This window comes from Caballeronia sp. J97 (genome assembly GCF_905220305.1).
GTDB lineage: Bacteria > Pseudomonadota > Gammaproteobacteria > Burkholderiales > Burkholderiaceae > Caballeronia.
This window is the reverse complement of sequence record NZ_CAJMZL010000023.1, coordinates 45857-59588: the sequence shown is the minus strand read 5'-3', so window position 1 is coordinate 59588 and position 13732 is coordinate 45857. Positions and strand designations below refer to the sequence as shown.

The window sequence follows — 13732 nt, the reverse complement described above, 5'->3', positions numbered from 1 at the left end:
TACGCGCAAGTCGGCCAGCAGGCAGGCACCTTGCCGGAAGCGCGCCCGGAGGACACGGGCACGGCGCGTGCTGTCCCCGTGCTGTCCCTATTCGAACGCTCCGCGCATTGCGGCGCGCGGTCCGCTCATCATCCGCATACGAAGCCTGAAGGCATTCATGACCGAGACGATCTGGTTTCTCGTCGTCGGCGGCGTGCTCATTTTCATGGGCCTCGCCAGTTCGGCGTTCAAGCGCCTGCCGATCAGCACCGCAATGTGTTATCTGGCGATCGGCTTCGCGATGGGTCCGGCGGCGACCAATCTGCTGACGCTCGACCTCGCGACCGACGCCACGGTGCTCAGGCGCATCACCGAAGTCGCGATGCTCGTGTCGCTGTTCGCGATCGGTCTGAGGCTGCGCGTGCCGCCCACCGACCGCATCTGGATTCTGCCCATTCGCCTCGGCCTCGTCGCGATGGTCCTCACCGTCGCCGTGCTCACGCTCTTTGCCGCCTACGTGCTCGGGCTCGGTTGGGGACCGGCGCTGCTGCTCGCCTCAATGCTCGCGCCGACCGATCCCGTGCTCGCGCATGACGTGCAGGTGGAAGCGCCCGGCGACATCGATTTGCTGCGCTTTTCGCTGACGGGCGAAGGCGGACTCAACGACGGCATCGCGCTGCCCTTCGCGCTGCTCGGCATCGCGGTGTGCCGCTTCGAGGCGACGCCGAGCGAAGCATTGCACTGGAATTTCGCACTGCAGGCGATGTGGGGCATCGCGGGCGCACTCGCGAGCGGCTGGTTGCTCGGCGCCCTGTCGGTGCGGCTCGTCGCCTGGCTGCGCACGCGCCATGGGCAGGCGCTCGGACCGGAAGGCTTCTATGCGCTCGGGGTCATCGCGTTGTCATACGGCGTCGCCGAATTGCTGCACACCTACGCGTTTCTTGCGGTGTTCGCAGCCGGTCTCGCGATGCGCCGCGTCGAGCAAAAGGAAAGCGGCGACAAGTCCGCGCTACAGGCGGTCGGAACGATCGACGCGGACGACCTCGGCGCGGCAGCGGCCGATCCGGAGCGCGCGCACGCATTCATGGCCGAGCGCGTGCACGGCTTCACGATCGAGCTGGAACGCATCGCCGAAGTGGCGATCATGTTGACGGTGGGCGCCGTGCTCGCGACGATGTGGCGCGATCTGTTCACCTGGCGGGCGGCCGCGCTGATCGTCGCGCTCTTTCTGGTGTTGCGGCCCGCGGCGGTGGAGGCATCGCTCATCGGCTCGCATGCGACGGGCACGCAGCGGCGGCTCATGAGCTGGTTCGGCATACGCGGCGTCGGCTCGTTCTATTATTTGCTCTATGCACTCGAACATGCGCCGCACGACGTGACCGCGCCGCTCGTGCCGCTCGTCGTCGCGACCATCGCTGCTTCGGTGATCGTGCACGGCATCACCGCGACGCCGCTCATGAATCGCTATCAGCGCGCGCGAACGGACGAATGAACCGCGCGATTTCTCCAAGGACGATCAGGCGTGAAGCATCTGATTTTCTTCTGCGGCCATGCCGGCACCGGCAAGACGACGCTCGCCAGGCGGCTCTTCGCGCCGCTCATGCAAGCGACCGGCGCGCCCTTTTGCCTGCTCGACAAGGACACGCTCTACGGCGCCTACAGCGCGGCGGCGATCGGCGCGCTGACCGGCGATCCGCACGATCGCGACAGCCCGCTTTTCATCGAGCATTTCCGCGATCCGGAATATCGCTGTCTCGTCGATACGGCCGCTGAAAATCTCGCGCTCGGCGTGAGCGTCGTGATCGTCGCGCCGCTGACGCGCGAGGTGCGCAACGCGCGTCTCTTCGATCGCGCGTGGCTCGGCATCGGTGACGATGTCGCCATTCGCGTCGTGTGGGTGCATGTGGATGAGGAGGTGGCGCGCGAGCGCATCGTCGCGCGTGGCGATCCGAACGATGCGTACAAGCTCGCGCATTGGGAGGAATATCGTCAGCGCCTCTTCGTCCCCGATGAGGCGCTCGCCCGGTCGCTCGTGATGTTCAACAACACCGCGCCGTCCGATGAGGCGCGCGACGACCTGCTCGCGCGCCTGATCCGTTAGGCCGCCGCGAGCTGGCGAGCCGTCGCCACCGCGTTCGCGCCTTCGTACAGCTTGCCGAAGCGGTTGTTCAGGAACGCGGCGAGCGGCACCTGCTCCTGACGCACGAAACCGCTCTGCGGCAGCACGCCTTCGCGGAAAAGATCGAGCTCCGCGCAGATCGCACCGGCGGTCGTGATCTGGATCGCGCTCATCGGCGTGCCGCACACGTCCTTCGCGAAGATCTTGCGCGTGAACACGTCCTGCACGAGCTGTCCGCGCCGCATGCCCGTCACCGTGACGAAAATCAGCACGACGTCCTGTGCCGTCGACGGCACCGCGCGCTTCAACATCGTCTTGAGACCGTCGCGGTCGGTGGACATGCGCAGATCGTCGAGCAGGAACTTCATCAGATCCCGATGCCCCGGATAACGCACGGACTTGTAGTCGAGCGTCTCGACCTTGCCCGCGAGCGTTTCGCACAACGTGCCCAGTCCGCCGGACGTATTGAACGCCTCGTACTCGATGCCATCGAGCGAAAAGTGCTCGACGCCTTCGAGCGGCTGCACCCATTGCGTGCGCCCTTCGCGAATCGCCTCGCACGGCTGACAATACTCGTTGATAAGGCCGTCGATGCTCCACGTGAGGTTGTACTTCAGCGCGTTGGTCGGGAACTCGGGCAGCGCGCCGACGCGCATCTTCACTTCGCGCACGTCGTCGAGACGCTTCGCCAGATCGTGCGCGACGATGCCGATGAAGCCCGGCGCGAGACCGCATTGCGGCATGAACGCCAGTTCGGAATCGTCGGCGATGGCGCGGATCGCATGCGTCGCGCGCACGTCTTCGGTCAGATCGAAATAGTGCACGCCGGCCGCTTTCGCCGCCGACGCGACGTTGATCGCGAGGTAATACGGCAGCGCGTTGATGAGCGCGTCAAAGCCGGTCAATGCCTGGCGCAGCGCGGGGGTATCGGCGGAATCGACGCGGCGCGTCGGAATGCCCTGCGCATCGAGAAGCGCGAGCGCGTGTTCGTCGCGATCGAACGCGACGACGTCGAAATCCCCCGTTTCACGCAGCAAATGGGCAATGCTTTGACCGATCAGACCGGCGCCGACGAGGGCCACTTTCATGTTCATCTCCTTTGTATGTGAGTTTTGGCCGATACACCTCTTCATACAGTTTAGGAGCGCGCGAATACTGATCCTAGATGCAAAATGATGCGCTTCGACGATGCTTTTCGTCGTTTTGACGATCGAACGATGCGATTTGCATTCCCGCCTAGCCCACGCGATCGATCTTGCGCGCGAGGATGATGGACGTCGTCGTTCGCTCGACGCCTTCCAGCGCGCCGATCTCGTCGAGCAGATCGTTGAGGCGATCCGGAGAATCGGCGCGCAGCCACGCGACGTAATCGAACTCTCCGCTCACCGCGCAGAGCAGTTGAATCTCCGGCATGCGGGCGAAGCGCTTCTGCAAATCGCGGCCGTACTTCGGCGTGAGCTTGATGCCGACATATGCCTGAATGCTCGCATCGAGCACGTCCTGACCGAGCCGCACGCCGTAGCCCGCGATCACATTGTTCTTCTCGAGCCGCGCGATGCGCGCGATCACCGTCGTGCGCGCGACGCCCAGTTGTCGCGCGAGATTCGCGACGCTCTCCCGCGCATTCATCTGCAGGAGCGCGACGAGATTGCGATCGATGTCGTCGAGCTGATCGAGGCGCGGCGGTCTCATGTGGGCGTTATCCTTGGCATTTTGTGTTTTGCGTTATGCGTTTTGAATGCCAAGCGGCATTCGGCGTTTTGTGTTTTGCATTATCACCGAGACGCTGCGCGACGAACGCCGGTCAGACGCCGAGCCTCGTCACCATGAAGTCGACGAAGCGCGCGAGCTTGGGCGTCGCCCGGGTATCACGCGGATAGATGAGATGCACGGGCGAAGGCTTCGGCAGGAAGTCCTGCAGCACGGCGACGAGCGCACCGCTCTTCAGTTCGTCTTCGACGAGCGCGTGCGGCTGAAGCACGAGGCCGAAGCCGGCGAGCGCCGCCTTCTTGAGCGCCTGACCATTGTTCGCCCGAAAGCGCGCGGACTGCGTGCGGCGCGCGTGCATCGCCTCGTCCTCGCCTTCGAGCCGCCAGCCGGCTTCGCGGCCCAGGTGCACGAAGCCCAGGCACTCGTGGCTCGCGAGATCGGCCGGCGTCGCGGGCGTGCCCGCGCGCGCGAGATAGGCCGGCGATGCGCATACCGTCATCGCATACGGTTTGAGCGGACGCGCGACGAAGCTCGATTCGGCGAGCGTGCCGATGCGCACGGCGGCGTCGAACCCTTCCTCGACGATATCGACCATGCGGTTCGTCAGATCGAGCTCGACGCTGATCTGCGCGAACATCGCGAGAAACTCGGTCACGGCGGGCGTGACGAACTGCACGCCGTAAGTGAGCGGCACGGTGACGCGCAATACGCCGCGCGGCGTCGCGCTCATCGACTCGGCGAGCGACTCCGCCGAATCGACTTCAGCGAGAATGCGACGGCAGCGTTCGTAATATTCGCGGCCGATTTCGGTCAGGCTCTGACGACGCGTGGTGCGTACGATCAACCGTGCATCGAGCCGCGCTTCCAGCGCCTGCAAATGCTTGCCCGCCATCGGCGCGGAGATCGAAAATCGCTCGGCCGCGGCGCTCAGGCTGCCCGCTTCGACGATCGCGACGAAAACCCGCATGCTCAACAAGGTATCCACTGCATTTTTTCCAGAGACGTTTCGAATGTAAGCAGTTGTGGCAATGCGGACGAATCCGCATGCAATCGTGATACTAATATCCGCCGATGGCGTGATCGTCGCGCTGCCTTTCAGCGCAGCTTACGAAGCACGCTGCTTTCCATATCGATCGAAGGTAACCCGAATGAAAAGAACACTCGTAGCATTGGCCGCTTTCTGCGCACTCAGCCCGGTTTTCGCGCAGTCTTCGGCGCCCGCTGCGGCGTCGGCGCCGGCCGCACAGGCCGCGGCATCCGCACCGGGCGCCAGCAAGCGCGAGGCGCGCGTCGAGGAGCGTATCGCGGAACTGCACTCGAGTCTCAAGATCACGCCGCAGCAGGAAGAGCAGTGGTCCAGGTTCGCCGACGTGATGCGCGAGAACGGCCGCACGATGGGCGACCTCTACCGCCAGCGCATCGCGCAGCGCGAGACGATGTCCGCGCTCGACGATATGAAGCAATACGAGCAGATCACGCAGGCGAACGCCGACGGCACGAAGCGCCTCGTCGAAGCCTTCGAGCCGCTTTACACGAGCCTTTCGCCGGAGCAAAAAAAGCTGGCCGATACCAGCTTCCGCTCGGAGCATGGCAAGCCGCGTCACGGCACGACGCATCGTCGTTCGCATGCGGCGGGCGCGGATGCGGCATCGGCGACGAAGCCCTGAGTCGTCTTCGACACCGGAAAGCCCGTATCGCGCGATGCGGGCTTTTTTTCGTTCGCCGGATGCAAAATGACGCGAATGCCGCTACGATCCCGCTGCCCAACGTCATTTCCTATCGCACCATGCTCCATCTTTCGCAACTCGATCTCGCCACCGATCCCGCCGCACGCCGCGTCGTGAAAGACGAAGCCGTGGCCGTCGAATTCGCGGCCGCCGCCGGCGAACTCATGAGCCTCGAAGGACCGAACCGTTTTGCGAGCGGCGACGCGATCGTCACGGGCAACGGCGGCGAACGCTGGGTCGTGTCGCGTGAGCGCTTCGATGCGAAGTACGTGCCCGAAGGCGGCATTGCGCACGGCGAGCCGGGAACTTATCGCAACCGTCCGAGCGTCGTGCTCGCGAAAGAAATGCACGGGCCCTTCTCGATCGCGCGATCCGCGGCCGGCGACATCCTCACCGGCGAAGCGGGCGACTGGGTCATGCAGTACGCGCCGGGCGATTATGGCGTCGTGAAAGCGACGCGCTTCGCGAAGGTTTATCGCAGCGTCTGAGCGAAGCTCAGGCGAAGTCCTCGCCCATCTCGATGTCCACCTCGCGCGGCACGCTCTGGCCGTCCGCGTACATTTCTTCGAGCGACCCGAGCGTCGCTTCCACATATGCACGCAGTACCGCATAGCTGCGCGCGTGCATGCGCGGTGGCAACGCGCGATAACGCGCGAGCGCGGCCGGATCGAATCGCACGTCGATCGTGATGCGCCGCGCGCTCGAACCGAAGCGCATCGCCACGTAGTGAATCACGAGCGAGGTCCGGCCCGCATCGTCGCGGCGCTCGGCAAACTGCGTCTGCTCGGGAAAGAGATCGCAGACCACGTGCGCGAGCATGTCGATGTCCGCGCTCGGGCAGTCGTATTGATAGTCGTCCATTCGATGTCGATATTCGGTTTGAAGCGGCGGCTCACATGCAATCTATGCGCCCTGCGCCGCAGCACGCCGATAGTAGCGCACGAGCGCAACCGCGACGATCACGCCGAGCACGAGATACACGGCATCGGCGGCGATGAGCGGCGCGAGCCCCGCCTGAAAGAGCGCGGCGGGCAAGCCAACGAGCGCATGCGCGGCGATGAGCAACGCGAGCGCATGACGCGAGCGTTCGCGCAACATGTGCCACATCAGCGCGGAAAAGCCGAGTTGCAGCACGAACGCACTCGCACGCTCGACAAGAAAAATGCCCGCCGACACCGGCGACAGGGTCATCAGCACCAGATGAATGCGCGCGAGGGCTTCGAGCGGCGCGCTCGCGAAATGCGAATCGAGGGTGCCGCGATTCGCGAGCACCGCATAGACGATCCATTGCGTCTGCACGAGCACGCCGACGATCCACGCTTCCGCCCCGCCGTGGCCGATGCCGTAACCGAGCCCCGGCCCGTGCCGGTCGAGCGCGCCCGGCTCGCGTGAAATGAGCCATTTCATCGCGAGAAAGCGCCCGACTTCTTCGCACAGGCCCGCTGCGATCGCGCCATAGATGACGAAGATCGCGGGATATCTGAGCCACGGCGCCGTGACCGGATTGCTCAGCATGAAGCCGTGCAACGCGCGTTCGATGACCATGGCGAAGAGCGCGAACACCGCGATGCCGAGAATCGCCTCGCGCGGCACGAGCGCAAAGCGCGGCCGCAGAGTTCTGTACAGCACGATGGGCATCGCGGCGATGAGGAGCGTCGCGAGCGCGAGGCTCAGCAACGTCGTGACACTGACCATTCAAATTCCTTGTGATGCGTGATGTGTTTCGCGTGTCGTGGACGCGCGCACGACGAGTTCGCCCGGCAGCAGGCATTCGCGCGCGGGCATCGCGGCGCCGCCGAGACGTTCGTGAAGAAATTCGACCGCGCGCCGGCCGATATCGTACGTCGGCTGGCGGACCGTCGTCATGCCGGCAAGTTGAGCCCATTCGGAATCGTCGATCGACATCAGCGCGACGCTCGCCTGCCAGTCCGCGCCGTGACGCTCCTTCAGATGCACCGCGACGCGCAGCGCGACCGGCCCGTTTGCCGCGAACAGCGCGACGCGCTTGCCCGCCACTTTCGCCGCCGCGACGCGCGTATCGAGCTCCGCGAGCGCGGGCGATGCATCGGCGAGATCGATGACGAGCGTCGAGCCGCTCGCGTGGAGCGCCGCGACAGTCTCGCGAAACGCGGCCTCGCGCAGGCGCCGCGAACTCACGTGCGTGACGGGCTGCACGATGAACAGCAGCTCGTCGAAACCTTGTGCGGCGAGATGACGTGTCGCGAGTTGCACGGCGGCGGGATTGTCGAGCCCGACCATGTCGGTGATGAACCCTTCGACCGAGCGATCGACGAGCACGACCGGGATGCCCCCGCGCGCGAAGCCTTGCAGGAGCTCTTCCTTCACGCCGAGCGCGTTGACGATGACGCCCTCGACGCGATACGTCGTCAGCAGTTGCAGATAGCGCCGCTCCATGTCGATTTCATTGGCCGCGTGACAGATGAGCGGCATGTAGCCGAGCGCGTGGCACGCTGCTTCGACGCCTTGCAGCACTTCGACGGAATAGGGATTGGTGAGGTCGGCGAGCAGCATGCCGATCAGGCGATTACGGCCGCGCTTCAAACCGCGCGCCATCTGATTCGGGCGATAGTCGAGCTTCGCGATGGCCGCCTCGATACGTTCGCGTAGATCGGGCGACAGCACGCCTGTCTCGCCGTTCAGATAGCGCGAGATGCTGGTCTTGCCCGTGCCGGCTTCGCGGGCGACGTCGGTGATGGTCGCGCGGCGCGCGCCGAATGCGGGCGGGCGGTTCGTCAAAGTGGGATCGTCGGACATAGTGGTCGTGGGCGCGCGTTTCGCCGTGAAGCGGGACGCGATGCCTTCATTATCGTTCTCCTCGCATCGCGCATGTTAGCGCATGCCCGCGCGACCCACGCTTTCAGCGCACGAGCACGTCGCGATTGACGATGTTCTGCTCGAGCGTGCCGTCCAGTGCGGCGATGAGATTTTCGGCGGCGTTGCGCGCCATCGCGTGACGCGTTTCCTGCGTAGCCGAGCCGATGTGCGGCAGCGCGACGACGTTCTTCATCGCGAGCAGCGGCGAGTCGACGGGCAGCGGCTCCTGCTCGAACACGTCGAGGCCGGCACCGCGAATCGTGCCGTTCTTCAGCGCCTCGATGAGCGCGGCTTCGTCGACGGTCGGTCCGCGTGATGCGTTAATCAGGATCGCGCCCTGCTTCATCTTCTTCAACTCGTTCGCGCCGATGAGACCGCGCGTCTCGGACGTGAGCGGCACCTGCAGGCAAACGAAGTCGGACTGGGCGAGCAGTTCATCGAGCTCGACGCGCTTCGCGCCGTATTCCTTTTCTGCCTGTTCGTTCGGGCTACGGTTCGTATAGAGCACATTCATGCGAAAACCGAGCGCCGCCCGCCGCGCGACTGCACCGCCGATACGTCCCAGACCGACGATACCGAGCGTCTTGCCTTGCACCTCGACGCCGAAGCACGACTCGCCGATGCTTGCCTGCCAGTGGCCGTCCTTGACCCATTCGGCAAGCTCGACGACACGGCGCGCGCTCGCGAGGATCAGCGCGAAAACGGTGTCGGCGGTGGATTCGGTGAGCACATCGGGCGTGTGCGTGAGCACGATGCCGCGGCGCGTGAGGTCTGCCACGTCGAACTGATCGAAGCCGACGGAGATGGTCGAGAGGACTTTGAGCTTCGTGGCGCCGTCGATCATGTCGGAGGAAACTTTCACGCTCGCGCCGATAGCGCCGTCGGCGTCTTTCAGCGCCGCGACGAAGGCGGCGCGGTCTTGCGGGTCGACGTTCATCACGTCCGCGTGGCTGCGGAGGTAGGCTTCGATGTCGCTTGGCAGGGCTTTGTAGGCTACGATTTTTCGGGGCATGGTGGGGGGTGTTGGATTGTATTCGGTTTGGTTGGTTAGCGCTTCTGCAGGATCCGACCACGGGATCCAGCGATAAAACGTCAAGACCGCACAACCCCCCCCGCACGAACCACAGCCTGCGGTTTAACCGCCAACGTAAGCCACACAGACAACAACAATGCCACGCTCATGAATACATAAGAAGCAGCCGGCGATCCGGTAGCCCCATTCAGATACCCGACAAAATACGACCCGACGAACGACCCCAACGCGCCCATGCTATTGATAAGCGCCATCGCCCCACCCGCAACGTTCTTCGGCAGCAACTCAGGCACGATCGCGAAAAACGGCCCATAAGGCGCATACATCGCGGCGCCCGCGACCACCAGCAACGCATACGACGCCCAGAAATTCGTCGAACCCAGCAGATACGATCCCGCGAACGCGACCGCACCGATCAACAGGAACGGCCACACGAAAGCCTTGCGCGCCTGAAGTTTGTCGGAAGCCCACGAAGCCAGCAGCATCGCGATGGTCGCGGCAAGATACGGCACTGCGGAGAGCCAGCCCGTCTCGACCATGCCGAGCGTCGAACCGCTCTTCAGAATTGAAGGCAGCCACAGCACGAACCCATACACCCCGATGCTCCAGCAGAAATACTGCGCGCACAGCTTGATCACCGCCGGCGACCTGAACGCCTCGCGATAGTTCTTCACCGGCTTGATCGCGGCCTGCTCGGCGCGCAGCGTCGCGTCGAGATCGTTCTTTTCCTGGTCCGTGAGCCAGCTCACCTGCGCGGGCTTGTCCTTCACGATGAACCACCAGATCACCGCCCACACCACTGCAGGCAGACCTTCCGCGATGAACATGTGGCGCCAGCCGAACGAGTTCACGAGATAGCCCGACACGACCGACATCCACAGCACCGTCACCGGATTGCCGAGAATCAAAAACGTGTTGGCACGCGAACGCTCGGACTTCGTGAACCAGTTCGAAATGAAGACGAGCATCGCCGGCATCACCGCGGCCTCGACGACGCCGAGCACGAAACGGATCGCCATCAAGGACGGAATGTTGCTCACCATGCCCGTGAGCGTCGCGCATCCGCCCCACAGGACGAGGCTCCAGAACACCAGCTTCTTCACGCTGCGGCGCTCGGCGTAGATCGCGCCCGGAATCTGGAAGAAAAAATAGCCGAGGAAAAACAGCGCGCCGATCAGCGACGACAATCCCTTGCTGATGCCGAGATCCTGATTGATGCCCGCAGCCGCGGCGAAGCCGTAGTTGGCGCGGTCGAGATACGCGAGGCTGTACGTGATGAAAACGATCGGCATGATCGCCCACCAGCGGCGCACGGCCAGCGCGGGAGTAGAAGAACTTTGCATGGTTGTCTCCGAACGCAATTCGGTTGAGTCTCGGTGGATGGCGCTCAGGCCAGATCGAATGCGGCTTTGGCCGTCTTGTCGTTGGAATCTCGCGCTTCGAGCAGATCGAGCGTGGCGCGCGTCGGCAGCCCTTCGCTGTCGCCGATCACCTGAATCGCCAGCGCGCCGATGCGGTTGCCGCGCGCGATCGCGTGCCTGACGTCGCGCCCCTCGAGCAGCGCGCTCACGACACCGACCGCGAAGCCATCGCCGGCGCCGACCGTATCGACGACACGTTCGACCGGCACGCCCTGCACGATGCCCTGCTCGCCGTCCGCCGTGCGGAAATATGCACCCTGCGCGCCGAGCTTGACGACCACGCCCTTCGCGCCCCGGTCGAGATAAAACGCGGCGATGTCTTCGGGTTTCGTGTAGCCCGTCAGCGTCAGCCCTTCCGACACGCCCGGCAACACCCAGTCGGCCAGCGCGGCCAGTGCGTTGAGCGACTCGGCCATCGCTTCGCGCGACGGCCATAGCGTCGGCCGCAGGTTCGGGTCGAACGAGATCGTCTTGCCTGCTGCACGCATTTCGCGGGCCATGTGGAACGCAAGTTCGCGCGAGCTCGCCGAAATCGCGGGCGCGACACCCGTCAGATGCAGATGACGCGCGCCCAGCACGTAATCGGCGGCGTAGTCGTCGAGCGAAAGATGGCTCGCCGCCGAGCCCTTGCGAAAATATTCGACCGCCGGATCGCTGCCGTCGTCGCACTTGCCCTTGAGCTGGAAACCGGTCGGATAGCGCTCGTCGATCGTCACGCGGCGCGCGTCGATGCCTTCGGAGGCGAGCACGTCGAGCACGTAGCGGCCGAACGAATCGTTGCCGACGCGGCTCATCCAGCCCACCTTGAAGCCGAGGCGCGACAGGCCGATCGCGACGTTCAGGTCCGCACCCGCGACGCGCTTCGTGAATTGACCGGCCTTCGCGAGATCGCCGGTGACGGCCGCGACGAACATCGTCATCGCTTCGCCGTAGGTGACGACGTCGAGGGCTTCAGGCTTGGCTTGCATGGTCGAGTCCTTTGCAGATGAATGCTGAATGCGAAATGCGTAATTCAAAATGCCGCCCGAAATTCCACAATACGCGCGACCTGCCGCGCTGCGTCGGCGTCGAGCGAAACGTCCGCGCCGGGGATGAACGGATATTCGATGCCGCGCGGCACGCCGGCCGGCAAATGCGCGAGGAGCGTCGCGAAACGCGCGTCGCCGTTGGCGGGCGCGGCGGCGAAACGGCGTGCGCCTTCGCCCATCACGGCCTTGCAATGCACATAGCCGACGTAAGGCGCGAGGCGCCTGGCGGCGTCGAGGGGGTCTTGCTCCGCCCAGAGCCAATTGCCCGTGTCGAAGGTCATCGTGAGGCCACTGTTGGCAGGCAGCGCCGTGAAGAGCGCCTCGAATGCGGCGATCGTGCCGCCCGCCTTCAGCTGCCCGTTCTCGACGACGACACGCGCCTTCGATGCCGCGATGCCCGTCAGCATGCGGTCGAGCGTGGCGACGTCGGTCGCGACGCCGTGCTCCGTGCCGCCGAGCTGCAACTTGACGATGCGCGCTTCCAGCGCCGCCGCCTCGTCGATGGCGAGCCGGAGCGCGTCGAGATCGAGCGAGCCGTCGTCGCGGAAAAGCGTCGCCGGCGTCGAATAGACGGACCACACGCCCTGCGCGCGGATTCGCTCGCCGAGTTGCGCGAGCGCTTCGGGCTGGGCATCCGCTTCGCTCGCGAACAGTTCGCGGCGCACTTCGAAACCATCCGCGCCCGCGCGCGCCGCGGCCGCCGCCCAGACGGCGTGGCCGTCGCGACGAATCGGATCGGCGCCGAACGCGCTGGCGACGATCACGACTTCAGTGCGGTCTCGGTCGGTCCGTGAAATCTGGCTCACTGGCTTCTCACCTTTGGTTTCGGCCCCGAAATTTCTTTTGGAACCGGTTCCATAAACGATTTTCAAAAAAGACGCCGTGGCGCCCTGTTGAGAACGAATGGTGCGCCAGGGCGCCGTCGACGCGCCATAGTGGAATTCCCTAGCCGAGCAGGCCCGGCTCCTCGCACAACTCCAGAAAACGCGCGGCGACGCGCGACGGCGTCGCCGCGTGCGGCAGCAAGATCGAAAATCGCCGCGTGAGCGGCTGCGGCGCGATGCGCACGCGTCGCAACGCGCTGTCCTCGTGGCGGATCGACATCGCCGACACGAAACCGATGCCCATGCCCGCGCGCACCGCTTCCTTCACGCCCTCCACACCCGCGATTTCCAGCGCGACGCGCATCGGCGCGTCGCAATCCGCGAATGCACGCTCGATGATCTGCCGCACGCCCGAGCCGGGCTCGCGCAGCACAAGCGGATGCTCGCTCAACGCATCGAGCGTGACGGCGTCGCGACCGTCGGCAAGCGGATGGCCGTTCGGCAGGATCGCGACGATCTCGTCCTCGCGCCATGACGTGACCGTCGTGCCGAGCGGCAGTTCGTGCCCGGGCGCGCCTTCGACCAGCGCGATATCGAGCGAGCCGAGCGCGGCGACGATTTCCGCCGTATTGCCGTCGATGGTCGTCACGACGACATCTGGAAAGCGCTTGTGAAACGCCGCGATCAGATACGGCAGCAGATAGCTCGCGGGCGTCGTGCTAGCGCCGATGCGCAGCGTTCCGCGCTCGAGCCCGCGCAATGCGTCGCGCAGCGCGTGCGCCGCGCGAAAAGTCTCGCGCAGGCGCTCGGCGTGGCCGAGCAACTGTTCGCCGGCGGCGGTCAGACGGACACCGCGCCCGTCGCGCTGATACAGCGGCTCGCCGAATTCGTCCTGCAGCAGCCGCAACTGGCCGGACACGGCCGGCTGCGACAGATGCAGCGCCACCGCTGCGCGACTGATGTTGCCGTGCTCCGCGACTGTTGCAAAAGTTATCAGTTGTTCCGGGGTCATTTGTCGAAAATATCAGCTAATCCGATATTTGCCATTCTAAATCA

At 64.8% G+C, this 13732-nt stretch carries 15 protein-coding genes; 4 read left to right on the top strand and 11 right to left on the bottom strand.

The genetic code is table 11. From position 1 onward, the window contains the following. Nucleotides 1-157 precede the first annotated feature (157 nt). Together U4Y90_RS25110 and U4Y90_RS25105 are read left to right on the top strand one after the other, a co-directional pair. Nucleotides 158-1471: a cation:proton antiporter gene (locus tag U4Y90_RS25110; RefSeq protein ID WP_321798606.1), complete on the top strand. Its 1314-nt coding sequence runs from the start codon at nucleotides 158-160 to the stop codon at nucleotides 1469-1471. 30 nt (nucleotides 1472-1501) lie between these two features. Beyond that, nucleotides 1502-2080, top strand: coding sequence for an ATP-binding protein (locus U4Y90_RS25105; protein WP_321798605.1), 579 nt, complete (start codon nucleotides 1502-1504; stop codon nucleotides 2078-2080). Here U4Y90_RS25105 and U4Y90_RS25100 read toward each other — a convergent pair. From U4Y90_RS25100 to U4Y90_RS25090, 3 genes are all read right to left on the bottom strand, one after another. Beyond that, nucleotides 2077-3186: a saccharopine dehydrogenase family protein gene (locus tag U4Y90_RS25100; RefSeq protein ID WP_321798603.1), complete on the bottom strand. Its 1110-nt coding sequence runs from the start codon at nucleotides 3184-3186 to the stop codon at nucleotides 2077-2079. The genes U4Y90_RS25105 and U4Y90_RS25100 overlap by 4 nt on opposite strands. A 148-nt stretch (nucleotides 3187-3334) precedes the next feature. Continuing rightward, nucleotides 3335-3790 carry an Lrp/AsnC family transcriptional regulator gene (locus U4Y90_RS25095; protein WP_187604671.1) on the bottom strand — a complete coding sequence of 152 codons (456 nt, stop codon included), beginning with the start codon at nucleotides 3788-3790 and terminating at the stop codon, nucleotides 3335-3337. Nucleotides 3791-3902: 112 nt separating this feature from the next. Then, nucleotides 3903-4793, bottom strand: coding sequence for a LysR family transcriptional regulator (locus tag U4Y90_RS25090; RefSeq protein ID WP_321798601.1), 891 nt, complete (start codon nucleotides 4791-4793; stop codon nucleotides 3903-3905). A gap of 163 nt (nucleotides 4794-4956) precedes the next feature. Between U4Y90_RS25090 and U4Y90_RS25085 the strand changes: the two genes are divergently transcribed. Together U4Y90_RS25085 and U4Y90_RS25080 are read left to right on the top strand one after the other, a co-directional pair. Next, a complete protein-coding gene (locus U4Y90_RS25085) occupies nucleotides 4957-5475 on the top strand; it encodes a Spy/CpxP family protein refolding chaperone (RefSeq protein ID WP_321798599.1) in 519 nt (172 codons plus the stop codon). Between the two features lie 119 nt (nucleotides 5476-5594). Further along, on the top strand, nucleotides 5595-6023 hold the full coding sequence (locus U4Y90_RS25080; protein ID WP_321798598.1) for a PGDYG domain-containing protein: 429 nt from the start codon (nucleotides 5595-5597) through the stop codon (nucleotides 6021-6023). A gap of 7 nt (nucleotides 6024-6030) precedes the next feature. Here the strand turns inward: U4Y90_RS25080 and U4Y90_RS25075 are convergent, their stop codons facing one another. The 8 genes from U4Y90_RS25075 to U4Y90_RS25040 form a co-directional block, all read right to left on the bottom strand. Continuing rightward, nucleotides 6031-6396: a DUF3022 domain-containing protein gene (locus U4Y90_RS25075; RefSeq protein ID WP_321798596.1), complete on the bottom strand. Its 366-nt coding sequence runs from the start codon at nucleotides 6394-6396 to the stop codon at nucleotides 6031-6033. Nucleotides 6397-6438: 42 nt separating this feature from the next. Then, the gene (locus U4Y90_RS25070; RefSeq protein ID WP_321798594.1) at nucleotides 6439-7230 is read right to left on the bottom strand and encodes a YhfC family glutamic-type intramembrane protease; all 792 of its coding nucleotides are present in this window, start codon (nucleotides 7228-7230) and stop codon (nucleotides 6439-6441) included. After that, nucleotides 7231-8310 (bottom strand): LacI family DNA-binding transcriptional regulator, encoded by a 1080-nt coding sequence (locus tag U4Y90_RS25065; protein ID WP_321798592.1) that lies wholly within the window; start codon nucleotides 8308-8310, stop codon nucleotides 7231-7233. 103 nt (nucleotides 8311-8413) lie between these two features. Further along, nucleotides 8414-9382: a D-glycerate dehydrogenase gene (locus U4Y90_RS25060; protein ID WP_321798590.1), complete on the bottom strand. Its 969-nt coding sequence runs from the start codon at nucleotides 9380-9382 to the stop codon at nucleotides 8414-8416. 80 nt (nucleotides 9383-9462) lie between these two features. Then, on the bottom strand, nucleotides 9463-10746 hold the full coding sequence (locus U4Y90_RS25055) for an MFS transporter (RefSeq protein WP_321798588.1): 1284 nt from the start codon (nucleotides 10744-10746) through the stop codon (nucleotides 9463-9465). 44 nt (nucleotides 10747-10790) lie between these two features. Further along, a complete protein-coding gene (locus U4Y90_RS25050; protein ID WP_321798587.1) occupies nucleotides 10791-11792 on the bottom strand; it encodes a sugar kinase in 1002 nt (333 codons plus the stop codon). A 44-nt stretch (nucleotides 11793-11836) separates the two neighbouring features. After that, nucleotides 11837-12658: a sugar phosphate isomerase/epimerase family protein gene (locus U4Y90_RS25045; protein WP_321798585.1), complete on the bottom strand. Its 822-nt coding sequence runs from the start codon at nucleotides 12656-12658 to the stop codon at nucleotides 11837-11839. 139 nt (nucleotides 12659-12797) lie between these two features. Continuing rightward, a complete protein-coding gene (locus U4Y90_RS25040) occupies nucleotides 12798-13688 on the bottom strand; it encodes a LysR family transcriptional regulator (protein ID WP_321798584.1) in 891 nt (296 codons plus the stop codon). Nucleotides 13689-13732 lie beyond the last annotated feature (44 nt).

Coding starts and splice junctions, on each gene's coding strand:
- U4Y90_RS25110 (WP_321798606.1), top strand. CDS start 158: ATGACCGAGACGATCTGGTTTCTCGTCGTCGGCGGCGTGCTCATTTTC.
- U4Y90_RS25100 (WP_321798603.1), bottom strand. CDS start 3,186: ATGAAAGTGGCCCTCGTCGGCGCCGGTCTGATCGGTCAAAGCATTGCC.
- U4Y90_RS25095 (WP_187604671.1), bottom strand. CDS start 3,790: ATGAGACCGCCGCGCCTCGATCAGCTCGACGACATCGATCGCAATCTC.
- U4Y90_RS25085 (WP_321798599.1), top strand. CDS start 4,957: ATGAAAAGAACACTCGTAGCATTGGCCGCTTTCTGCGCACTCAGCCCG.
- U4Y90_RS25080 (WP_321798598.1), top strand. CDS start 5,595: ATGCTCCATCTTTCGCAACTCGATCTCGCCACCGATCCCGCCGCACGC.
- U4Y90_RS25075 (WP_321798596.1), bottom strand. CDS start 6,396: ATGGACGACTATCAATACGACTGCCCGAGCGCGGACATCGACATGCTC.
- U4Y90_RS25070 (WP_321798594.1), bottom strand. CDS start 7,230: ATGGTCAGTGTCACGACGTTGCTGAGCCTCGCGCTCGCGACGCTCCTC.
- U4Y90_RS25065 (WP_321798592.1), bottom strand. CDS start 8,310: ATGTCCGACGATCCCACTTTGACGAACCGCCCGCCCGCATTCGGCGCG.
- U4Y90_RS25060 (WP_321798590.1), bottom strand. CDS start 9,382: ATGCCCCGAAAAATCGTAGCCTACAAAGCCCTGCCAAGCGACATCGAA.
- U4Y90_RS25055 (WP_321798588.1), bottom strand. CDS start 10,746: ATGCAAAGTTCTTCTACTCCCGCGCTGGCCGTGCGCCGCTGGTGGGCG.
- U4Y90_RS25050 (WP_321798587.1), bottom strand. CDS start 11,792: ATGCAAGCCAAGCCTGAAGCCCTCGACGTCGTCACCTACGGCGAAGCG.
- U4Y90_RS25040 (WP_321798584.1), bottom strand. CDS start 13,688: ATGACCCCGGAACAACTGATAACTTTTGCAACAGTCGCGGAGCACGGC.